At 72.2% G+C, this 22,076-nt stretch carries 16 protein-coding genes; 5 read left to right on the top strand and 11 right to left on the bottom strand.

Annotated elements, in window-relative coordinates; translation table 11 throughout:
- Positions 1 to 52: 52 nt before the first annotated feature.
- The 11 genes from ACFYV5_RS03130 to ACFYV5_RS03080 form a co-directional block, all read right to left on the bottom strand.
- A complete protein-coding gene (locus ACFYV5_RS03130; RefSeq protein ID WP_389163649.1) occupies positions 53 to 3,745 on the bottom strand; it encodes a ThuA domain-containing protein in 3,693 nt (1,230 codons plus the stop codon).
- A 301-nt stretch (positions 3,746 to 4,046) separates the two neighbouring features.
- Positions 4,047 to 5,051 carry a sugar phosphate isomerase/epimerase family protein gene (locus tag ACFYV5_RS03125; RefSeq protein ID WP_355115998.1) on the bottom strand — a complete coding sequence of 335 codons (1,005 nt, stop codon included), beginning with the start codon at positions 5,049 to 5,051 and terminating at the stop codon, positions 4,047 to 4,049.
- Positions 5,052 to 5,063: 12 nt separating this feature from the next.
- A complete protein-coding gene (locus ACFYV5_RS03120) occupies positions 5,064 to 6,293 on the bottom strand; it encodes a Gfo/Idh/MocA family protein (RefSeq protein WP_389163645.1) in 1,230 nt (409 codons plus the stop codon).
- Positions 6,294 to 6,340: 47 nt separating this feature from the next.
- A complete protein-coding gene (locus ACFYV5_RS03115) occupies positions 6,341 to 7,378 on the bottom strand; it encodes a substrate-binding domain-containing protein (RefSeq protein ID WP_355116002.1) in 1,038 nt (345 codons plus the stop codon).
- A gap of 56 nt (positions 7,379 to 7,434) precedes the next feature.
- Positions 7,435 to 8,442 (bottom strand): ABC transporter permease, encoded by a 1,008-nt coding sequence (locus ACFYV5_RS03110; RefSeq protein WP_389163642.1) that lies wholly within the window; start codon positions 8,440 to 8,442, stop codon positions 7,435 to 7,437.
- Positions 8,439 to 9,959: a sugar ABC transporter ATP-binding protein gene (locus ACFYV5_RS03105; RefSeq protein ID WP_355116006.1), complete on the bottom strand. Its 1,521-nt coding sequence runs from the start codon at positions 9,957 to 9,959 to the stop codon at positions 8,439 to 8,441. The genes ACFYV5_RS03110 and ACFYV5_RS03105 overlap by 4 nt, the downstream gene beginning before the upstream one ends.
- Positions 9,960 to 10,088: 129 nt before the next feature.
- On the bottom strand, positions 10,089 to 11,270 hold the full coding sequence (locus tag ACFYV5_RS03100; protein ID WP_389163638.1) for an ROK family protein: 1,182 nt from the start codon (positions 11,268 to 11,270) through the stop codon (positions 10,089 to 10,091).
- Between the two features lie 168 nt (positions 11,271 to 11,438).
- The gene (locus ACFYV5_RS03095) at positions 11,439 to 12,092 is read right to left on the bottom strand and encodes a class F sortase (RefSeq protein ID WP_389163636.1); all 654 of its coding nucleotides are present in this window, start codon (positions 12,090 to 12,092) and stop codon (positions 11,439 to 11,441) included.
- Between the two features lie 93 nt (positions 12,093 to 12,185).
- On the bottom strand, positions 12,186 to 12,908 hold the full coding sequence (locus ACFYV5_RS03090) for a hypothetical protein (protein WP_389163633.1): 723 nt from the start codon (positions 12,906 to 12,908) through the stop codon (positions 12,186 to 12,188).
- Positions 12,909 to 13,006: 98 nt separating this feature from the next.
- Complete coding sequence (locus ACFYV5_RS03085; protein WP_355116014.1) at positions 13,007 to 13,684, bottom strand: GntR family transcriptional regulator; 678 nt, start codon at positions 13,682 to 13,684, stop codon at positions 13,007 to 13,009.
- Positions 13,685 to 13,829: 145 nt separating this feature from the next.
- Positions 13,830 to 14,777, bottom strand: coding sequence for a beta-ketoacyl-ACP synthase III (locus tag ACFYV5_RS03080; RefSeq protein ID WP_355116016.1), 948 nt, complete (start codon positions 14,775 to 14,777; stop codon positions 13,830 to 13,832).
- 281 nt (positions 14,778 to 15,058) lie between these two features.
- On the opposite strand from ACFYV5_RS03080, the gene ACFYV5_RS03075 reads away from it, so the two are divergent.
- Genes ACFYV5_RS03075 through fdhD form a run of 5 tightly spaced genes read left to right on the top strand, consistent with a single transcriptional unit; the run spans position 15,059 to position 22,001 of the window.
- On the top strand, positions 15,059 to 16,036 hold the full coding sequence (locus tag ACFYV5_RS03075) for a 2-dehydropantoate 2-reductase (RefSeq protein WP_355116018.1): 978 nt from the start codon (positions 15,059 to 15,061) through the stop codon (positions 16,034 to 16,036).
- The gene (locus ACFYV5_RS03070; RefSeq protein WP_389163628.1) at positions 16,033 to 17,946 is read left to right on the top strand and encodes a molybdopterin oxidoreductase family protein; all 1,914 of its coding nucleotides are present in this window, start codon (positions 16,033 to 16,035) and stop codon (positions 17,944 to 17,946) included. The genes ACFYV5_RS03075 and ACFYV5_RS03070 overlap by 4 nt, the downstream gene beginning before the upstream one ends.
- Positions 17,946 to 20,291 (top strand): NADH-ubiquinone oxidoreductase-F iron-sulfur binding region domain-containing protein, encoded by a 2,346-nt coding sequence (locus ACFYV5_RS03065; RefSeq protein ID WP_389163625.1) that lies wholly within the window; start codon positions 17,946 to 17,948, stop codon positions 20,289 to 20,291. The genes ACFYV5_RS03070 and ACFYV5_RS03065 overlap by 1 nt, the downstream gene beginning before the upstream one ends.
- Positions 20,230 to 21,147 carry a 2Fe-2S iron-sulfur cluster-binding protein gene (locus tag ACFYV5_RS03060; protein ID WP_389163622.1) on the top strand — a complete coding sequence of 306 codons (918 nt, stop codon included), beginning with the start codon at positions 20,230 to 20,232 and terminating at the stop codon, positions 21,145 to 21,147. The genes ACFYV5_RS03065 and ACFYV5_RS03060 overlap by 62 nt, the downstream gene beginning before the upstream one ends.
- A 5-nt stretch (positions 21,148 to 21,152) precedes the next feature.
- Positions 21,153 to 22,001, top strand: a complete 849-nt coding sequence (fdhD, locus tag ACFYV5_RS03055; RefSeq protein WP_355116025.1) for a formate dehydrogenase accessory sulfurtransferase FdhD — start codon at positions 21,153 to 21,155, stop codon at positions 21,999 to 22,001.
- The last annotated feature ends 75 nt before the right edge of the window (positions 22,002 to 22,076 follow it).

Raw genomic sequence — 22,076 nt, 5'->3', positions numbered from 1 at the left:
GCGGGCGGGGGGTACGGCGCCTCCCCGCCCGCCGCCGGCTGTGCGGGGAGCTCTACGGGGTGAGCTCCCTGACCTGGATGTTGCGGAAGGACACCTGGTCGTCGGCCCCGTGGTTCTGGATGCCGATGTGGCCGTCCTTCAGGCTCCGTACGGGATCGGTGTTGGTGAAGTCGTTGATCTTCACCCCGTTGAGGAACACCTGGAGCCGTTCGCCCTGGACACGGATCTCGTAGCTGTTCCACTGGCCGGGAGGCCGTAGCACGGCGTCGCGGGCCGTGAGGTCGGCCGACTTGAAGCCGTAGACGGCTCCGGTGGTCCGGTCGGGGGCGTCGGTGGCGTCGATCTGGATCTCGTAGCCCTTGTTCACGGCGGACCAGGGGTCGTCGGAGGCGGGGAAGCCCACGAAGATGCCGGAGTTGTCGTCACCGGCCGTCTTCCAGTCGAGCTTGAGGGAGTAGGAGGAGAACTCCTTGGCCTGGTACCAGAGCATCCCCATGCCGCCGACCGAGCGCAGCTCGCCGTCGACGACGTCGAAGCCGCCCGGTCCCGCCTGCTTCCAGCCCTCGCGGGTCTCTCCGTTGAAGAGGTCGCGGTAGCCCGTCTGCGGCCGGCAGTCGGCGGTGACCTGGCCGGTGGCGTAGCGCAGTCCGCCGAGGAGGTGCTGACGGAAGGCCGGCTCGGCGTAGGACTCCTTGGTGTGACCGCCGCCGGTGTAGAAGGAGCGGCCGCCGCCGTAGGACTTGCACCAGGCGATGGGGTGGTCGCCGTTCATGGTGCCGCCCTGGTAGGTGGTCTCGTCGAGGGTGGCGAGGATCCGGGCCTGACCGCGGGGGTTGGTGCGGTAGTTGTACCACTCGTCGGTGCGCTGCCAGGGGCCGTCGATGTGGGCGGTGGCGGGGTGGTCGTGGTCCTCGACCCGCACGGTCGCGGGCTGGATCTGCGGGTGGGAGTGGAAGTGGGCGCCGACGAGTCCGCCGTAGAACTCCCAGTCGTACTCGGTGTCGGCCGCGGCGTGGACGCCCATGTAGCCGCCGCCGGTGGAGACGTAGTTCTCGAAGGCGGTCTGCTGTTCGGCGTTGAGGACGTCGCCGGTGGTCGAGAGGAAGACGACGGCGTCGTAGCGGGCGAGGTTGTCGGTGGTGAACTGGCGTGGTTCCTCGGTGGCGTCGACGGTGATGTCACTGCCGGCGCCGAGTTCCTTGAGCGCGGTGATGCCGGAGGCGATGGAGTCGTGCCGGAAGCCGGCGGTGCGGGAGAAGACGAGGACCCGCTTGGCGGTCCGGTTCACCGGTGTGTCGGAGATCGTGAAGTCGTCGACGTCGTAGAGCGCGCCGGCGCCGCCCTTGAAGACGAGGAAGAGTTCGGTGGTCCTGCGGGGCAGGTTGCGCAGGGGTACGTCGATGTCCTGGAAGGTCTCCCAGCCACCGGTGACGGGCACGGGCGCCGAGCCGTGGAGGGTGCCGGTGGGCGATCCGGTGCGGACTTCGAGGAAGCCGCCTGCGCCGCCGGAGGAGACGCGGGCGGTGAGCTTGGTGGATCCGCTCAGGTGGTAGGGCTTGAGGGAGATCCAGTCGCCGTCGTTGATGTCGCCGACGGTCCGCCCGCCGTTCGCCGGAGCCTTGTCGTACACCCGGATGCCGTGCTGGGCGTCGAAGTGTTCGGCCTGGCGGTGGCGCGGCTGGAGCTTGGCCTGGTCGTGGGTGGTGAGAGCGGCCTGGCCGCCGCCTCCGCCGTCGGTGTACTCGGCGTCGAAGACGGCGAAGATGTTGGCGTCGTCGTCGTGGCCGCCGTCGGCGGACGTCTTGATGGTGCCGGTGCAGCCGTTCGCGGAGGTGACCGGGTGGCCGTGGCTGTCGTGGCCGAGGATGTAGGTGACCTTGACCTTGGCGCAGTCGATCGCGCCGTCCTCCGGGTCGGTGACCGTCACCTTGAAGGGGATCTCGTCGCCGAAGGTGAAGAGGGCTCCCTCGACGGGCAGGTCGAGGGTGACCTTGGGCGCGGTGTTGCCGACGACGACGTGCACGGAGGCGGAGCCGGTGCGGCCACTGCCGTCCTTCGCCGTCACGGTCGCCGTGTAGGTACCGTTCTTGCGGTACGTGTACGTGGGGTTGGCGGCGGTCGAGGTGCCGCCGTCACCGAAGTCCCAGCTGTACGTGAGGGCGTCGCCGTCCGCGTCGGTGGTTCCGGCGGAGGAGAAGGCGACCCTCAGGGGTGCGACGCCGGAGGTCTTGTTGGCGCTCGCCTCGGCGACCGGGGAGCGTCCTCCGGTGGCGTTCTCGATGCGGTAGAGCCCGGAGTTGTGGTCGCCGCCGAACCATGCGGTGCCGTAGTCGAGGACGTACAGCGCGCCGTCCGGGCCGAAGGCCATGTCCATGACCTGGGTGCCGGTCCACGGCACGGGGTTGATGGACTGGACCGCGCCGTCGGCGCCGTGCTCGATGCGCTTGATCCAGCGGCGGCCGAACTCGCCGGCGAAGAAGTCTCCGTCGTACGACTCCGGGAACTTCACCGGTGAGGTGGAGGTGGCGTCGTAGCGGTAGACGGGTCCGCCCATCGGGGACTCGGATCCGCTGCCGAACTCGGGTACGGAGCCGCCGTTGTACGGGATCCAGGCGGGCTCGGCGGGCGGGAGGTCGACGAGTCCGGTGTTGTACGGCGAGTCGTTCTTCAGCGCGCCGCAGTCGAAGGCCGCGCCCGAGACCTTGGTGGCGAAGTCGTAGTCGATGTACGGCTCGTTGTTGCCGGTGCAGAAGGGCCACCCGAAGTTGCCCGGCTTGGTGACGCGGGCGAACTCGACCTGGCCGGCCGGTCCGCGCGCGGGGTCGGCGGCGCCGGCGTCGGGGCCGTAGTCGCCGACGTACAGCACGCCGGTGGCCTTGTCGACGCTGAAGCGGAAGGGGTTGCGGAAGCCCATCGCGTAGATCTCGGGTCGGGTCCTGTCCGTCCCGGGCGGGAAGAGATTGCCGTCGGGGACGGTGTACGAGCCGTCGTCGGCGACCTTGATACGGAGGATCTTGCCGCGGAGGTCGTTGGTGTTGCCGGAGGTCCGGCGGGCGTCGTACGCCGGGTTGCGGCCGGGGCGTTCGTCGATGGGGGTGTAGCCGTCGGAGGCGAAGGGGTTGGAGTCGTCGCCGGTCGACAGGTAGAGGTTGCCCTGGGCGTCGAAGTCGATGTCACCGCCGACGTGGCAGCAGATGCCGCGGGTGGCGGGGATGTCGATGACCTTCTTCTCGCTGGCGTTGTCGAGGGTGCCGTCGTCCTTCAGCGTGAAGCGGGAGAGGCGGTTGACTCCGTCGTAGCGGGCGAAGTCGGCGGCGGTGCCGTCGTTGGGAGCGTCCCCGGCCGGGGTGTCGAGCGGCGGGGCGTAGTAGAGGTAAAGGGCTTTGTTCTGGGCGAAGTTCGGGTCGAGTCCGATGCCCTGCAGGCCCTCCTCGTCGTGCGAGTAGACGGGGATGGTGCCGATGACCTTGGTGTTGCCCGCGGCGTCGGTGCGGCGCAGTTCGCCGTTCCGTGAGGTGTGCAGGACGCTGCGGTCGGGGAGTACGGCGAGCGACATCGGCTCGCCGACCTCTTCGCCGCCCTTGGCGAGCGTGACCTGCTGGAACTCCTCGGCGGCGGCCGCCGCGGCGGTGTCCGTGCCGGCGGCGAAGCCTTGCGGGGTGCCGAGTGCGAAAGAGGTGACGGCGAGCAGGCCGCCGGTGAGCAGGGCGAGTGACTTCCTGAATCGGAGTCGTTGTCTGTGCACGGATGTCCTCCGGAGTAGGGCCGGGGTGTGCGGGTGTCCGGGGACCGGCGTGCGCCGTCACGCTGGTCGGATCCGATGATTACGTCATGTACACATCAGGCTCTCTCGGACCGTAGCGGGGTTCGTCCGCGCCGGAAAGCCCTTGTGCGTCGGTGCTGTCGAACTTTTCACCGCGAGAGGACAAAGCCGCTCGCGGGCAGGGCGGACCGGCCTGGTGGCGTTGTTCACCACCAGGCGCCGGCCTCGGCCTCAGCTCCGGCCTCAGCTCCGGCCCCGGCCTGCGTACGGGGACCCCCGAGGGCTACCGATCGCCACCGAAGGCGGCGTCGAAGGAAGCCGCCGGCGGGTCGAAGTCGAACCGCTTCAGGTGGGAGAGGGCTTCCGGAGCGCCGGTCAGCCGGTCCATCCCGGCGTCCTCCCACTCCACCGAGACCGGCCCGGCGTAGCCGATCGAGCGGAGCATCCGGAAGACGTCCTCCCAGGGCACGTCACCGTGCCCGGCCGAGACGAAGTCCCAGCCGCGCCGCGGATCGCCCCACGGCAGGTGCGAACCGAGCCGCCCGTTGCGGCCGTCGAGGCGCTTGCGGGCCTCCTTGCAGTCCACGTGGTAGATCCGGTCACGGAAGTCCCACAGGAAGCCGACCGGGTCCAGGTCCTGCCAGACGAAATGACTCGGATCGAAGTTGAGCCCGAAGGCCGGCCGGTGGTCCACCGCCTCCAGCGCGCGCTGGGTGGTCCAGTAGTCGTACGCGATCTCGCTCGGATGGACCTCGTGGGCGAAGCGCACACCCTCGGCGTCGAAGACGTCCAGGATCGGGTTCCAGCGCTCCGCGAAGTCCTCGAAGCCGCGCTCGACCATCCGTTCCGGCACCGGCGGGAACATGGCCACCAGGTGCCAGATCGACGAGCCGGTGAAGCCGATGACGGTGTCGACGCCCAGGGCGGCGGCGGCCCGCGCGGTGTCGGCCAGCTCGCGCGCTGCCCGACCCCGTACGCCCTCGGGTTCGCCGTCCCCCCAGATCCGGGCCGGCACGATCGCCTGATGGCGTTCGTCGATCGGGTGGTCGCAGACGGCCTGGCCCACCAGATGGTTGGAGACGGCCCAGCACTTCAGGCCGTACTTCTCCAGGAGCGCGCGGCGGCCGTCGACGTACGACGGATCCGCCAGCGCCTTGTCGACCTCGAAGTGGTCGCCCCAGCAGGCGAGTTCGAGGCCGTCGTAGCCGAACTCCCGGGCGAGGCGACAGACCTCCTCCAGCGGCAGGTCGGCCCACTGACCGGTGAAGAGGGTGAAGGGACGGGACACGATCACGGCCTCCTAGAGCGGTACGGGGGTGTAGACGGCGTTCTTCTGCGCGCTCTCCTCCACCGCGGCCAGCACCCGCTGCACCTGGAGCCCGTCGGCGAAGGACGGCGCGGGGCCGGATCCGGTCGCGATGGCGAGGACCAGGTCGCGGGCCTGGTGGACGAAGGTGTGCTCGTAGCCGAGCGCGTGACCGGGCGGCCACCAGCCCTCCAGATACGGGTGGTCCGGCTCGGTCACCAGGATGCGGCGGAACCCGGCGGAGGCGGCCGGCTCGGTGTGGTCGTGGAAGGAGAGTTCGTTCAGCCGCTCCAGGTCGAAGGCGAGCGAGCCCTTCTCTCCGTTGATCTCCAGCCGCAGGGCGTTCTTGCGGCCGGCGGCCATCCGCGTCGCCTCGAAGGAGGCGAGCGCTCCGGAGGCGAGCCGTCCGGTGAACAGCGCGGCGTCGTCCACCGTCACCGCCCCGTACGTCCCGCCCGCCGCGGACCTGGAGAGTCCCGCCGCGGACCCGGAGAGTCCGGCCGACACTCCGGCGAGCAGCGGCCGCTCCCGTACGAAGGTCTCCGTGAGCGCCGAGACCCCGACCAGGAGCTCCCCCGCCAGGTACTGGGCGAGGTCGACGGCGTGCGCGCCGAGGTCCCCGAGGGCCCCCGATCCGGCGTGCTCGCGCTCCAGGCGCCAGGTCAGCGGGAAGCCGGGGTCGACGAGCCAGTCCTGCAGATAGGTGACCCGTACGTGCCGGAGCGCGCCGAGCCTGCCCTCCGCGACGAGCCGGCGGGCGTACGCGATCGCGGGCACCCGCCGGTAGTTGAAGCCGACCATGGCGACCTGGCCGCGGTCGGCCGCCGCCGCCGCGGCGACCACCATGGCCTCGGCCTCCGCGACCGAGTTGGCGAGCGGCTTCTCGCACAGGACGTGCTTGCCGGCCTCCAGGGCGGCGACGGCGATCTCCGCATGACTGTCGCCCGGGGTGCAGACGTCCACGAGCTGGACGTCGTCGCGGGCGATGAGGGCACGCCAGTCGGTCTCCGCCGCCGCCCAGCCGTGCTGCGCGGCGGCGGCCCGGACGGCGGTCGCGTCGCGGCCGGCGACGGCGGCGAGGACCGGCCGCATCGGCAGGTCGAAGACGCGTCCGGCGGTGCGCCACCCCTGGGAGTGGGCGGCGCCCATGAACGCGTACCCGACCATGCCGATGCCGAGTGTCGGCGGCGTGGCCTCGCCGGCCTCGCTGTCCCTCTGTTCCATACGGATTCCTCCTCGTCGGTTGCGCGGTGGGGGCGGCCGGAGGCCGGTCAGCTGAAGCCGGTGGGCAGGTACTCGTCGACGTTCTCCTTCGTCACGACGGCCGAGTAGAGGGTGATGGAGGCCGGGATCTCCAGCTCCGCCATGCCGCCGACGCCCTTCTTCTGGCCGAGGGCGCGGGCCAGGTCGATGGCGGAGGCGGCCATGGTCGGCGGGTAGAGGACGGTGGCCTTGAGGACGCTGTCGTCGGCCTTGATGGCGTCCATGGCGGACTTGGCTCCGGCGCCGCCGACCATCAGGAAGTCCTTGCGGCCGGCCTGGGCGATGGCGCGCAGGGCGCCCACTCCCTGGTCGTCGTCGTGGTTCCACAGGGCGTCGAACTTTGGTTGCGCCTGGAGGAGTTGGGCCATTTTGGCCTGCCCCGACTCGACGGTGAAGTCCGCTGCCTGACGGGCCACCTTACGGATGTTGGGGTAGTTCTTCAGGGCGTCGTCGAAGCCCTGGGTTCGCTGCTTGGTCAGTTCGAGGTTGTCCAGGCCGGCGAGCTCGATGACCGTGGCGCCGGGCTTGTCCTTCAGCTGCTCGCCGATGTAGCGGCCGGCGTTGAGGCCCATGCCGTAGTTGTCGCCGCCGATCCAGCAGCGGTAGGCCTGCGGGGAGGCGAAGACGCGGTCCAGGTTGATGACGGGGATGCCGGCCTTCATGGCCTGCAGGCCCACCTGGGTGAGCGCCTTGCCGTCGGCGGGCAGGATGACCAGGACGTCGACCTTCTTGTTGATGAGGGTCTGGATCTGGCCGATCTGCGCAGCGGTGTCGTTGGAGCCCTCGGTGATCTCCAGGGTGACGTCGGAGTACGTCTTCGCCCGGTTCTTGGCGTTCTGGTTGATGGCGTTGAGCCAGCCGTGGTCGGCCTGGGGGCCGGCGAAGCCGATGGTGACGGGGGTTCCGGGCTTGTCGTCGGCGGCCGGCACGTTGCTCGCGGCCGGAGCCTGGCTCTTGGGCTCGTTGCTGGTGCAGGCGGTGAGCAGCGCTCCGGCGGACACCGCTGCGGTGCCGAACAGGAGGCCTCTGCGGCTGGTTTGTGGCATGGCGATGGATCCCTTCGGGGGGGTGAGGGAGGTGCGGGGGCTGACGAGGCCGGCGGTCAGGCCTCGCCGTGGCGCGCGGTGCGGCGCTGGACCAGGACGGCGGCGACGATGATCGCGCCCTTGGCGATCTGCTGGACGTCGCTCTGCAGGTTGTTGAGCGCGAAGATGTTGGTGATCGTGGTGAAGACGAGGACACCGAGGACGGAGCCGACGATGGTGCCGCGGCCGCCGGTGAGCAGGGTGCCGCCGATGATGGCCGCGGCGATGGCGTCGAGTTCGTACAGGTTGCCGTTGGTGTTCTGGCCGGAGCCGGACAGGATGATCAGCAGGAAGGCCGCGATGCCGCAGCACAGTCCGGAGAGCAGATAGAGGTAGAGGCGCTGGCGCCGTACGTCGATGCCGGCGAGGCGGGCGGCCTCCGCGTTGCCGCCGACGGCGACCGTGCGGCGGCCGAAGGTGGTCCGGTTGAGGATCAGCCAGCCGACGACGGTGACGGCCGCGAAGACGAGCACCAGCGGCGGGATGCCGAGGATGTAGGCGTCGGGAACGCCGAGGTCGAGGACGGAGTCGACGGTCACGATCTGCGTGCGGCCGTCGGTGATCTGCAGGGCGAGTCCGCGGGCCGAGGCGAGCATGGCGAGGGTCGCGATGAACGGCACCAGCCCGCCGTACGCGATGAGCAGCCCGTTCACGAGTCCGCAGCTCAGCCCCACGACGACGGCCGTGAAGAGGATGCCGGCGAAGCCGTACTCCTGGGTGGCGAGCGTGGTCGCCCACACCGAGGCGAGGGCGACGATCGCGCCGACGGAGAGGTCGATGCCGCCGCTGGTGATGACGAAGGTCATGCCGACGGTGACGACCCCGATCACGGAGGCCTGGGTCAGCACGAGCTGGAGGTTGGAGGAGCTGAGGAACTCCGCCGGCTTGGTGAAGCCGCCGACGGCGACGAGGACGGCGAGCACCCCGAGCAGCGAGAGGTTGCGGACATCGGCCCTGAGCCCGAGCGGGCGCCGACCGCCCTCCCGCACAGGCGCCTTGGTGTTCTTGGCGGTGGACAGCGTCATGACGTGGGGCTCCCTTCCATCACGAGGTCGAGTACGCGGTGTTCGTCGAGCTCGCGGGCGGGTGCCGTGTGGACGACACGCCCCTCTTTGAGCACCAGGACGCGGTCGGCGAGGCCCAGGACTTCGGGCACTTCGCTCGACACGAGGAGGACGGCGAGGCCGTCGTCGGCGAGGCGGCGGATGACGGCGTAGAGCTCGGCGCGGGCTCCGACGTCGACGCCCCGTGTCGGCTCGTCGAGCAGCAGGACGCGGCAGCCGCGCAGCAGCCATCGCGCGAGCACGGCCTTCTGCTGGTTTCCGCCGGAGAGGGTACGGATCCGGGCGTCGGGGTCGTCGGGTCTGAGGGAGAGCTCCCGGGTGGCGGTCCGGGCGGCCTCGCGTTCGGCGTGACGGTCGATCCAGCCGGCGCGCGAGAACCGGGCGAGCGTGGAGACGGACACGTTCCGGGTGACGGACTCCAGCATCAGCAGTCCCTGGGCCTTGCGTTCCTCGGGGGCGAGGCCGAGCCCGGCGCGGACGGCGTCACGGACGCTGCCGGGGCGCAGGGTGCGGCCGTCGACGACGACCCGGCCGGCGGTGGCCTTCCGGGCACCGTAGATCGTCTCCAGGATCTCGGAGCGGCCCGAGCCGACCAGGCCGGCGAGGCCGACGATCTCGCCGGGCCGCAGTTCGAGGTCGACGGGGTCGAACTCGCCCTCTCGGGACAGACCTTGGACCTGGAGGACGGGGGCGGCGGCCGAGGGTTCGGCGGGGCGTGGCGGGAAGACGTACTCGACGTTGCGGCCGGTCATCAGGGCGACGATGTCCCGGGTCGGGGTCGAGGCGGCGGGCAGCCCGCCGGCCACGGCCCGGCCGTCCTTGAGGACGGTGACCCGGTCGCCGATGCGCCGGATCTCCTCCAGACGGTGGGAGATGTAGACGACCGCCACGCCGTCCGCGGTGAGGTCGGCGACGATACGGAACAGGTTGTCGACCTCGTCGGGGTCGAGGGCGGCCGACGGCTCGTCCATGACGATGAGGCGGACGTCGTGCGAGAGGGCGCGGGCCATCGAGACGATCTGCCGCTGTGCGGCGGAGAGTTCGCCGACGAGGCGGGCCGGGTCGATCTCGGGATGGCCGAGCCGCTCGAGGAGCACGGACGTGGAGGCCCTGGCGGCGCGGCCGTGGACGACGAAGCCGGCCGTGGTGGGTTCGTGGCCGAGGTGGACGTTCTCGGCGACGGAGAGCCCTTCGACCAGGTCGAGTTCCTGGTAGATGGTGGCGATGCCGAGGCGCATGGCGGCGATCGGGGAGCGGAGGTGGACGGGGGCGCCGCGCCAGGTGATCCGGCCGCCGTCGGGCTGGTGGGCGCCGGCGAGGACCTTGATGAGGGTGGACTTGCCGGCGCCGTTCTGGCCGAGGAGGCAGTGGACCTCGCCGGGGGCGACCTCGAGGTCGACGCCGTCGAGGGCGCGGACGCCGGGGAAGGACTTGGTGATGGCGGACATGGTGAGCAGGGGCGGGTGTTCCTGTGGCATGACGGAGATCCCCTCGGCGGGTGCGGGGCATGCTGGCGCTGAGGTGGTGACGACCGGTGCGGGCCGGTGGGTGGTGCGTGCTCCCGTACCGCTTCGGCGTACGGGTGGGCACGGACCACCGGTGACGGGCTACGCCGGGGAGAAGAGGTGGTCGCTGATGAGGCGGGCCGCGCCGATGACTCCGGCCGCCGGGCCCAACTCGCCGAGCACGATCGGGAGGTTGCCGGTGGCCAGCGGCAGCGACTGGCGGTAGACCTGGGTGCGGACACTGGCAAGGAGGTTGTGACCGAGGCCGGTGACCCCGCCGCCGATCACCACCAGACCGGGATTGAAGAAGCTGACGAGTCCGGCGATGACCTGCCCGACCCGGTTGCCGCCCTCGCGGATGAGGGCGAGGGCGGTGGCGTCGCCCGCGGCGGCCGCGGCGGCGACGTCGATCGCCGTGAGCCGGCCTGCCGCCGCGAGGCGTCCGGCGAGCTCGTCCGACCTGCCCGCGCGCGCCGCGTCCTCGGCGTCGTGGGCCAGGGCGGCGCCGCTGAAGTGGGCCTCCAGGCAGCCCTTGTTGCCGCACGCGCAGGCGCGACCGTCCGGTTCCACCTGGATGTGGCCGATGTCGCCGGCGCTGCCCGTCGTACCGCGGTAGACGTGACCGCCGACGACGATGCCGCAGCCGATGCCGGTACCGATCTTGACGCAGAGGAAGTCGCCGACCGAGCGGGCGACGCCCGCGTGCTGCTCCCCCATGGCCATCAGGTTCACGTCGTTGTCGACCATGACCGGACAGCCGAGTTCCTGGCTGAGCGCCTCCCGTACGGGGAAGCCGTCCCAGCCGGGCATGATCGGGGGTGCGACCGGGATGCCCTCGGGGAAGCGGACCGGGCCGGGGACGCCGATGCCGGCCCCGTCGAAGCCTTCGGCGAGCCCGGAGGCCCGCAGCTTGGCCGCCATCGAGAGGGCCTGTTCGAAGACCGCGACGGGCCCTTCGCGGACGTCCATCGGGTGGTTGAGATGCCCGAGCACCTCCAACTCGGCGTTGGTGACGGCCACGTCGATGGACGTGGCACCGATGTCGATGCCGAGGAAGCGGAGTTCGGGAGCGAGCCTGATGTTGTGCGAACGACGGCCGCCGCGGGAGGCGGCGAGGCCGTCCGCGACGACGAGACCGGTCTCGAGGAGCCGGTCGACCTCGACGGCGAGCTTGGAGCGGGAGAGGTCGATCTGATCGCCCAGCTGGGCGCGGGAGTTGGGTCCTCCGTCGCGCAACAGCCGGAGCAGACGCGCCTGGTGCGCGTTGGCAGGTCGTGCCGTCATGCGTCTCACGCGCCCCTCCCCTGATGACGTACGTCGGGCTCTCCGTCGAGCTTTCGAGGGGAACGTAGCAGTGGCGTCCGACGGTGGGAAGAAGTCGCGCAGCAATCCGTGCAGACTTTTTCCTGAGTGAGGACAAAGCCCGTCGGGCCGCGTCCGGGGGGCCGGAGGTCAGCGCACCTCGACCAGGCGGGCGGAGACGACGACGTTGCCGTCGTAACCCCGCCGCTCCGAGAAGCCTCCCCCGCAGGTGAGGACGCGCAGCTCGGGCAGAGCGCCGGATTTGTAGATCCGCTCGGCGGGGAAACCGTCCTTCGGCACGACCTCGATGCCGTACACGGAGAAGACCGCCGTCCTGCCGTCCGTGCGGGCGATCTCGACGCGATGACCCTTGTTCAGCGCGCCGAGGTCGAAGAAGACGGCCCGCCCGTCCGGGGTGTCGGCGTGCCCGACGACGACGGCGGTGCCCCGCTCGCCGGGGGTGACGGCGCCCGTGAACCAGCCGGCGAGGTTCTTCTCGTGTGCGGGCGGGGTGTCGATCCACCCGTCGGCGTCGAGGCCGACGCCCGTGACGGGAGCGTCGACACGGAGGGCCGGGATGCGGACGCGTACGGGGCGGGAGGCGGGCAACGGAGCGGGGACGGTCCCGGGGGCGACGTGGGCGGCGCGGTCGGGGGCCGCGGCGGCGAGCGGCTGCGGGGGCCCTCCGGTTCGCCACTCCTCCGTACCGCCCCGCACAAGATGGATGCCCATGAGCAGGACGACGATCACGACGCCCCACGCGCCGCGCCTGGACGACCCACCCGGCCCGCTCGACCCCTGCACGATGTGTGCTCCCGGTTCCCGCTGTACGTGATGGTGCCCGTACGTGGCGCTCCTCCGCCCCGGACCTCGTCACCCCGGGGCCGAGGAGCCGTTTCAGGCGCGGTCGTCCGCGCGGCGGCGTAGCAGCAGGACGCCGCCCGCGCCGAGCGCCCCCGCGATGAGGGCGGTTCCGGCGACGACCTCGGTGGTGCCCATGGCGTCGGCCCCGCCACCGAAGCCGGCCTTGACGCCCTTGTGCGCGCCGACGTCGGGGGCGGTGTGGCCACCGGTCTCGTGGCCGCCGCCCGTGGGCTGGCCACCGGTCTCGTGGCCGCCGCCCGTGGACTGACCACCGGTCTGATGGCCACCCGTCTCGTGGCCTCCCGTGGACTGGCCACCCGTGGACTGGCCACCCGTCTGGTGACCGCCCGCGATGGTGAGGGGTGCGGTGCCCTTCTCGCCCTTGCAGTCGAACGTCACCGGGTACTCGGCGCCGGCCTTCGCGTCGACGTCGACCTTGGCGGTGCCGGCGCGGCCCTCCTCGAGGGTGACGGTGTCGAAGACTCCGGAGGTGACGGTGACGGTCGGGACCTCGCAGCCGTCGGACTTCAGTGTGACCGTGCCACCGGGGGCGACCGTCTCCGGCGAGACCGAGAAGCCGAACGACGTGATGGTGTGACCGGCGCCGTCGCCGGTGCCCTCGGCCACGCCCGCGCCCGCGCCCTCGCCCTCGCCCTCGCCCCACGGGTCGTCGTCGCCCGCGGCGGCCGTCGGCGCGGCCAGGCAGAGGGCGGCGGTGGCGAGCAGGGCCGTGGCGGCACCGCGTATCGCGCGCATGGCGGTCGATCCTCCCGGTCGGATGAGAGAGATGTCCCTCGACCCGTCCGAAGCTAGGGCCGCCCTCGGGCCCTCGCCACCGGGCTCCGCCGAACGGGTCAGCCCTGGCTGTGTTCGCGGTACGTCGTGCGGGTGTGCTCCGTGTGGGCGCGCATGATCGTGGTCGCCCGCGCCTCGTCGCGCGCCGCGATCGCGTCGATCAGCTCCCGGTGCTCCTTCCAGGACTGCTTCCCGCGCTGCCGCGCGACCGGCGTGTAGTACCACCGGACGCGGCGGTCGACCTGGCCGGCCAGCTCGGACAGCACGAGGTTGCCCGCCAGTTCCATGACCTTGGCGTGGAAGGCCGCGTTGGTCGCCACGGCGAGGTCGACGTCGTCGTCCGCCACCGCCTGCTCGCCCCGCGCGCACAGCTCCTCCAGGGCGGCGATCCCGGCGGAGCCGGAGTTCGCGGCGGCGAGCCGGGCGGCCTCCGCCTCCAGGAGCGTACGGACGGAGAGGAGCTGGTCGGCCTCCGCGTCGGTGGGCTCGTGGACGAAGGCGCCCTGCGCCGGCCGCAGATCCACCCAGCCCTCGGTGTTCAGCCGCTGGAGCGCCTCGCGCACCGGCTGTCGCGAGACCCCGAGGTGGCCGGCGAGCTCGCTCTCGACCAGGTGCTGACCGGGGCGCAGGGCACGCGTGGTGATGAGCTCAAGGAGCGCTTCGTAGACCCGGTCGCGCAGCGGCCCGGGCCGCTCCAGCCTGGGTACGGCTCCTTGCGGCAGTCCTGCGGACAACATCGCGGCCCCCTCGGCTCGCCGTCGCGATCGGCGTGGTCGACGCGGATTGGCTATCGTCTACAGTCTACCGACGCCGATGTCCAGCCATGCGCTCCGCCGCGTCCCCGGCCGAAACGCGCCCCGCTCCGAGCAGGCCCCGCCCTCGCTAGGGGACCCGTACGACCTGGCCCGCGTACGAGAGGTTGCCGCCGAAGCCGAAGAGGAGGGTCGGGGCGCCGGAGGGAAGTTCACCGCGCTCGACCAGCTTGGCCAGCGCCAGCGGGATCGAGGCGGCCGAGGTGTTCCCGGACTCGACGACGTCACGGGCGACGATCGCGTTGACCGCGCCGATCTTCGCCGCGAGCGGCTCGATGATCCGCAGGTTGGCCTGATGCAGCACGACACCCGCCAGGTCCTCCGGCGCGAGCCCCGACCGCTCGCACGCCTGGCGGGCGAGGGCGGGCAGCCGCTGAGTGGCCCAGCGGTAGACGGACTGGCCCTCCTGCGCGAAGCGCGGCGGGGTTCCCTCGATGCGCACGGCGTGGCCCATCTCCGGGACCGAGCCCCACAGCACCGGCCCGATGCCGGGCTCCGCGCCCTCCCCGGCCGCCTCGACGATCGCCGCGCCCGCGCCGTCGCCGACGAGGACGCAGGTCGTGCGGTCGGTCCAGTCCGTCACCTCGGTCATCTTGTCCGCGCCGATGACCAGGGCGCGCCGGGAGCCGCCGGCCCTGATCGCGTGGTCGGCGGTGGCGAGGGCGTGGGTGAAGCCGGCGCACACCACGTTGAGGTCCATGGTGGCGGGCGAGGTCATCCCGAGCCGGGCGGCGACACGGGCCGCGGTGTTGGGCGAGCGGTCGATCGCCGTGGAGGTCGCGACGAGGACCAGGTCGATGTCGTCGGGGCCGAGGCCGGCGGCGGCGAGGGCCTTGCCCGCCGCGTGCGCGGCGAGCTCGTCGACCGGCTCGTCCGGACCGGCCATGTGGCGCGTCCTGATGCCGACCCGGCTGCTGATCCACTCGTCGCTGGTGTCGACGAGGGCGGCCAGGTCGTGGTTGGTGAGTACCTTGGCGGGCTGGTAGTGCCCGAGCGCGGCGATACGAGTGCCCGTCATGCCCGGGACCCCCTTGGGTTCATGTGGCGCGTGGTGATGCGGAAGCAGGAACTCCCCAGTCTCGCCAGCGACTGATGGGTAACCGGGCACGTAAACCACCAACATTCGCACGTAGGTGTTGGGAGACCATGACAACGCGGGCCGACCCGGCCGTGCCGCGACCCCTTGCCGCTCTCTCTTCCATACTGTAGACAATATTTCGTCGACACAGTGAACTCCTGTCCTCCTTTCTCCTCCTGTCCGGTCCCTCGCGGTTCCCTCAACCGAACGGAGACCCGCACGTGAAGGTCGCAGTCCTCGGCGCCGGTGCGATCGGCGCCTACGTCGGAGCCGCGCTCGACCGCGCCGGCGCCGACGTCCATCTGATCGCCCGTGGACCGCATCTCGCGGCCATGAGGCAGCACGGCGTACGGGTCGAGAGCCCGCGCGGCGATTTCACCGCCCGGGTGCACGCCACCGACGACCCGGCCGACGTCGGCCCCGTCGACTATGTCTTCCTGGGCCTGAAGGCCCACGCGTACGCGGCGTGCGGGCCGCTCGTCGCGCCGCTCCTGCACGACACCACGGCGGTGGTCGCCGCCCAGAACGGCATCCCCTGGTGGTACTTCCACCGGCACGGGGGCCCGCACGACGGCCATCGCGTCGAGAGCGTCGACCCCGGCGGCGCCGTCTCCGCCGTCCTCGCCCCCGAGCGGGCGATCGGCTGTGTCGTCTACGCGGCGACCGAGCTCAGCGGCCCGGGGGTCGTCCGCCATCTCGAAGGAACCCGGTTCTCGATCGGCGAGCCCGACCGCTCGGCGTCCGAGCGCTGCGAGGTGTTCGCCGAGGCGATGCGCGCCGGGGGCCTGAAGTGCCCCGTCGAGCCGGAGCTGCGCCACGACATCTGGATCAAGCTGCTCGGCAACATCTCCTTCAACCCCATCAGCGCCCTCTCCCGGGCGACGATGCGCGAGATGTGCCTGCACGGCGGTACGCGGCAGGTGATCGAGCTGATGATGCACGAGACCCTGGCCGTCGCCGCGGCCCTCGGCTGCCGCCCCGACATCTCCGTCGAGCGCCGGCTCGCCGGGGCGGAACGGGTCGGCGACCACCGCACCTCCACCCTCCAGGACCTGGAGCGCGGCAGACCGCTCGAGCTGGACGTCCTCCTCGCGGCCGTGGTGGAGCTCGCGGACATCACCCACGTACCGGTGCCGACGCTCCGTACCGTCCATGCCCTGTCGGATCTGCTCGCGACCCAGTCCAGGAGCACCGCATGAAGAAGAGAGACGGCACACCGACGACGTACACCCGGCTCACCCACCCCCTCGTGCGGGACGAGAAGGGCGGGCCGCTGCGGCGGGCGAGCTGGGACGAGGCCCTGGACCGGGCGGCCGCCGGCTTCCGGGCGGCCCGGGGCGCGTTCGGGATGTTCTCCTGCGCCCGCGCGACCAACGAGATGAACTACGTGGCGCAGAAGTTCGCGCGCGTGGTGATGGGCACCAACGACGTCGACTCCTGCAACCGGACCTGTCACGCGCCCAGCGTCGCCGGCCTGTCCGCCGTCTTCGGCTCGGGCGGCGGCACCTCCTCGTACGAGGAGATCGAGCACACCGATGTGATCGTGATGTGGGGCTCCAACGCCCGTTTCGCGCATCCGATCTTCTTCCAGCACGTACTGAAGGGGATACGGAACGGGGCGCGGATGTACGCGGTCGATCCGCGCCGCACCTCGACCGCCGAGTGGGCCGAGGGCTGGCTCGGGCTCGACGTCGGCACCGACATCCCGCTCGCGCACGCCATCGGCCGCGAGATCATCCACGCGGGCCTCCACAACAAGGCGTTCGTCGAGCGCGCGACCAGTGGCTTCGAGGAGTACCGGGCCCTGGTCGAGCCGTGGACGTTGACGGCCGCGTCGAAGGTGACGGGCGTGCCGGCCGCCGCGATCCGGGAGCTGGCCCATGCCTTCGCCCGGGCGGACCGGGCCCAGCTGTGCTGGACGCTCGGCATCACCGAGCACCACAACGGCACCGACAACGTCCGCGCGCTGATCAATCTGGCGCTGCTCACGGGGCACGTGGGCCGGTACGGCTCCGGGGTGCAGCCGCTGCGCGGGCAGAACAACGTGCAGGGCGGCGGGGACATGGGCGCGATCCCGAACCGGCTGCCCGGCTTCCAGGACATCCTCGACGCGGGGGTGCGTGAGAAGTTCGCGTCCTTCTGGGGCGCGGAGATCCAGCCGCGGTACGGGCGGACGCTGACCGAGATGTTCGAGGCGATGGAGAGCGGCGAGCTGCGGGCCGTGTACTGCATCGGCGAGAACCCGGCGCAGTCGGAGGCGGACAGCGGGCAGGCGATGGAGCGGCTCGCGAAGCTGGACTGCCTGGTGGTGCAGGACATCTTCCTGACCAGGACGGCCGAGTTCGCGGACGTGGTGCTGCCCGCGACGGCCGCGTGGTGCGAGACGGAGGGCACGACCACCAACAGCGAGCGGCGCGTGCAGCGGGTACGGAAGGCGGTGCGGCCGCCGGGTGAGGCGCGCGAGGACATCGACATCATCTGCGAGCTCGCGCGCCGGCTCGGCCACGAGGAGTGGACGTATCCGGACGCGGAGGCCGTCTGGAACGAGCTGCGGGCCCTGTCGCCGGACCACTGGGGCATGACGTACGACCGGCTGGAGGCCCATCAGGGCATTCAGTGGCCGTGCCCGGACCTGGAGAGGATCGAACCGTCCTTCCTGCACGGCCGGTTGTGGGAGGCGGACCCGGAAAGGCGGGGCATGCGCGCGCCGTTCGGGATCGTCCGGCACGATCCGCCGGTCGACGTCACGGACGAGGAGTATCCGATCCGGCTGACGACCGGGCGGCGCCTCGACTCGTACAACACCGGTGTGCAGAGCGGAAGTTTCGCCTCCCCGCTGCGGCGGGGGGAGTACGTGGAGCTGTGCCCGGAGGACGCGGAGCGGTACGGGGTCGCGGTGGGCCAGGAGGTCCGGGTGTCCTCGCGGCGGGGGTCCGTGGTGGCGCCCGTGTGGGTGGATCCCGCGCTGCGGCCGGGGCTCGCCTTCATGACGATGCACTTCCCGGACGAGGTCGACACCAACCAGCTGACGATCGAGGCGAACTGCCCGATCGCGGGCACAGCGGAGTTCAAGGCGTCGGCGATACGGATCGAGAGGGTGGGCCGCTGATGGATCTGCGCTTCGGTGACAGCAAGCCGACGGACGAGGAGCGGGAGGCGGTGGACGCGCTCCTGGGCCCGCCGGAGTCGGCGTGGGAAGGGGCGGACGACCGCTCGCCGGCGGATCTGCGATGGGCGCGGGGCGGGCGGGAGGCCCGGGAGCGCCGGGACCTGCTGCTGCCGGGCCTGCACGCGCTCAACGACCGGGTGGGCTGGATCAGCGAGGGGGGCCTGAACTATCTGTGCCGCCGGCTGACGGTGCCCCCGGCGGAGGCGTACGGGGTGGCGACGTTCTACTCGATGTTCGCGGTACGCCCCCGCCCGGCGCAGCTCCTCCACGTCTGCACGGACCTGGCCTGCGCGGCACGGGGCGCGGGCGCGCTGACGTCCGGCCTGACGGCGCGGGGCGTCACCTTCGCACCGAGCCCCTGCCTGGGCCTGTGCGAACGGGCCCCGGCGGCGCTGCTGACACGGGCGGGAGTGGAACCCGCCCAGGACGGGAGCCAGCCCCTCGCCCGCGAGCCGGAACACGGCGACTCCTCGGCACGGGACGGCCGGACGGCCGACCCCGCCCCGAGCGGGGGTCGGACCGCCGACCCACCAACCGCCGACGGCGTAGGAAGCGCCGACTCCGTCGCGCGGGTCGGCCGGACGGCCGACCCCGCCCCGAGCGGGGGCCAGACCGCCGACCCACCGACAGCCGGACCAACCGCCGACGGCGTCGGAAGCGGCGACTCCGCGGCGCGGGTCGGCGGGGTGGCCGTGGGCGTACCCGGGGCGGGGGCCGGGCCCAGGCGGTCGTTGCTCGGCGCCCTCAGCGGGGAGGCCCCGACCGCCCCGCACACCGTGAACTCCGTCGCCCCGGGAGGCACGACCCGGGGCGACGGGCCCGCCGCGCATCCGGTGACCCCGGGGGGCCCGGCGGCAGCGGAGGGATCATCGGGACCGGCGACACCGGGCGCGCCGGTCACAGCGGCCGGACCGGCGGCACCGGGCGCGTCCGCGGCCCCGCCGCTCGCGCCGGGTGCTCCCCGCACGCGGCTCGCCGCCGTGATCGCGCCGGCGACGGCGGCGGAGTTGGCGTACGCCGTCCGCGACCCCGAGGCCGCCGCGCCCGAGGTGGCCGCCGTCATGGCGGTCCCCCAGGCCGGGCAGGCGGGGCTCCCCCTCCTCGCGCGCGTCGGCGTCGTCGATCCGGGCAGTGTCGACGACTACCGCGCGCACGGCGGATACGCCGCGCTGCGGCGGGCGTTCGCGCTCGGGCCCGCCGGGGTGATCCGGGAGGTCACCGAGTCCGGGCTCGTCGGCCGGGGCGGGGCCGCCTTCCCGACCGGGCGGAAGTGGCAGGCGACGGCGTCGCAGCCCGACGCCCCCCACTACGTCGTCTGCAACGCCGACGAGTCCGAGCCCGGCACGTTCAAGGACCGCGTGCTCATGGAGGGCGACCCGTACGCGCTCGTCGAGGCGATGACCGTCGCCGGCTACGCCGTGGGCGCCGACCGGGGATACCTCTACATCCGCGGCGAGTATCCCCGCGCCCATGAGCGACTCGCCCACGCGATCGACGAGGCGCGCGCCCGCGGACTGCTCGGCGACGACGTCCTCGGCAGCGGTTTCGCCTTCGACATCGAGATCCGGCGCGGCGCGGGCGCGTACATCTGCGGCGAGGAGACCGCCCTCTTCAACTCCATCGAGGGATACCGCGGTGAGCCCCGCTCCAAGCCACCCTTCCCCGTCGAGAAGGGACTCTTCGGCAAACCCACCGCCGCCAACAACGTCGAGACCCTCGTCAACGTCCTGCCGATCCTCACCCGCGGCGCCGAGGCCTTCCGCGCCACCGAGACCAAGCTCTTCTGCGTCTCGGGCAACGTCGACCGCCCCGGCGTGTACGAGCTCCCGTTCGGCATCACCCTCGGCGAGCTCCTCGACCTCGCCGGACGTCCGGACACGCTGCGCGCGGTCCTGCTCGGCGGGGCGGCCGGCGGCTTCGTCCGCCCCGACGAGCTGGACATCCCGCTGACCTTCGAGGGGACCAGGGCCGCCGGCACCACCCTCGGCTCCGGAGTCGTCCTCGTCCTCGACGGGTCCGTGGACCTGCCCCGGATCCTGCTGCGCATCGCCGAGTTCTTCCGGGACGAGTCCTGCGGCCAGTGCGTGCCCTGCCGGGTGGGCACGGTCCGGCAGGAGGAGGCGCTGCACCGCGTCAAGGACCGTACGGGCGCGGCGGCGGCCGATGACATCGCCCTGCTGCGCGAGGTCGGCCAGGCCCTGCGCGACGCCTCGATCTGCGGTCTTGGCCAGACCGCGTGGAACGCCGTCGAGTCCGCCATCGACCGTCTGGGGGTCTACACATGACCGGGTTCCGCTCGCCCCGCCCCGCCGCCTCCTCGAGTTCACCCTCGACGGCGCCCTCGTACGCGTCCCCGAGGGCGCCACGATCCTCGACGCCTGCCGTGCCGCCGGTACGGACGTGCCGACGCTCTGCCACGGCGACACGCTCACCCCGAAGAACGCCTGCCGGGTGTGCGTGGTCGAGGTCGAGGGCGCCCGGACCCTCGCCCCGGCCTGCTCGCGCCGCGCCGAGCCCGGCATGGTCGTCCGTAGCGACACCGAGCGCACCCGCCACAGCCGGAAGATCGTCCTGGAGCTGCTGGCCTCCTCCGTCGACCTCTCGACGACACCGCGCGCCGCCGAGTGGATCAAGGAGTACGGGGCGGAGCCCGACCGCTTCGGCCCGGAGGCCCGCCGCCTCGGCGAGGAGCCGCGGATCGACAACGACCTCTACGTGCGGGACTACGACAAGTGCATCCTCTGCTACAAGTGCGTCGACGCGTGCGGCGAGCAGTGGCAGAACTCCTTCGCGATCTCCGTCACGGGCCGCGGCTTCGACGCCCGGATCGCCGTCGAGCACGACGGGCCGCTCACCGAGTCCGCCTGCGTGTACTGCGGGAACTGCATCGAGGTCTGTCCGACGGGCGCGCTGAGCTTCAAGCGCGAGTTCGACATGCGGGCGGACGGCACCTGGGACGAGGGGGCGCAGACGGAGACGACGACGGTCTGCGCGTACTGCGGAGTGGGCTGCAATCTCACCCTGCACGTGCAGGACAATGAGATCGTCAAGGTCACCTCCCCGCACGACAACCCGGTGACCCACGGCAACCTCTGCATCAAGGGCCGCTTCGGCTTCCAGCACGTACAGAATCGGGTGTAGCGATCATGGGACGGGTGACCGAGCGGCGACGGGTCCTGCGGATCCGCGGCGAGACCGTGAACGAGCGGCCGGACACGCTGGTGGCCGAGGAGCCGCTGGAGATCCGGCTGAACGGCCGGCCGCTCGCGATCACGATGCGCACGCCCGGGGACGACTTCGCGCTCGCCGCCGGGTTCCTGGTCAGCGAGGGGGTGCTCGGCGCCGCCTCGGACGTACGGAACATCGTGTACTGCGCGGGCGCCACGGCCGACGGCACGAACACGTACAACGTGGTGGACGTGCAGCTGGCGCCCGGTGTCCCCGTCCCGGACATCACCCTGGAGCGGAACGTCTACACGACCTCGTCGTGCGGGCTGTGCGGCAAGGCCAGCCTGGACGCCGTACGGACCACGGCCCGCTTCCCGATCGCGGACGCACCCCCGGTCCGGCTCACGCCCGGGCTGCTCGCCCGCCTCCCCGACCGGCTGAGGGCCGCGCAGCGGGTCTTCGACCGGACCGGGGGGCTGCACGCGGCGGCGCTCTTCTCGGAGGACGGCGAGCTGCTCGACGTACGCGAGGACGTGGGGCGCCACAACGCCGTGGACAAGCTGGTGGGCCGGGCCCTGAACGAGGGGCGGCTGCCGCTGGAGCGGGCGGTGCTGCTGGTCTCGGGCCGGGCCTCGTTCGAGCTGGCCCAGAAGGCGGTGATGGCGGGCATCCCGGTGCTCGCGGCGGTCTCGGCGCCGTCCTCGCTGGCGGTGGACCTGGCCGTGGAGACGGGCCTGACGCTGGTGGGTTTCCTGCGCGGGCCGGACATGAACGTGTACGCGGGCGAGCACCGGATCGCCCTCGGGGCCGCGGCCTCCCGGGCGTGACCCGGGGCCGCCCGCCGCACGGGTCGGGCCGCCGGCCGGCGGGGAGCGCCCCCTGCGCCGGCCGGTCCCGCGCCC

Source organism: Streptomyces sp. NPDC003035 (assembly GCF_042888285.1).
GTDB lineage: Bacteria > Actinomycetota > Actinomycetes > Streptomycetales > Streptomycetaceae > Streptomyces.
The sequence above is the reverse complement of the archived record's forward strand: the minus strand, read 5'-3'. Positions and strand labels throughout refer to the sequence as shown.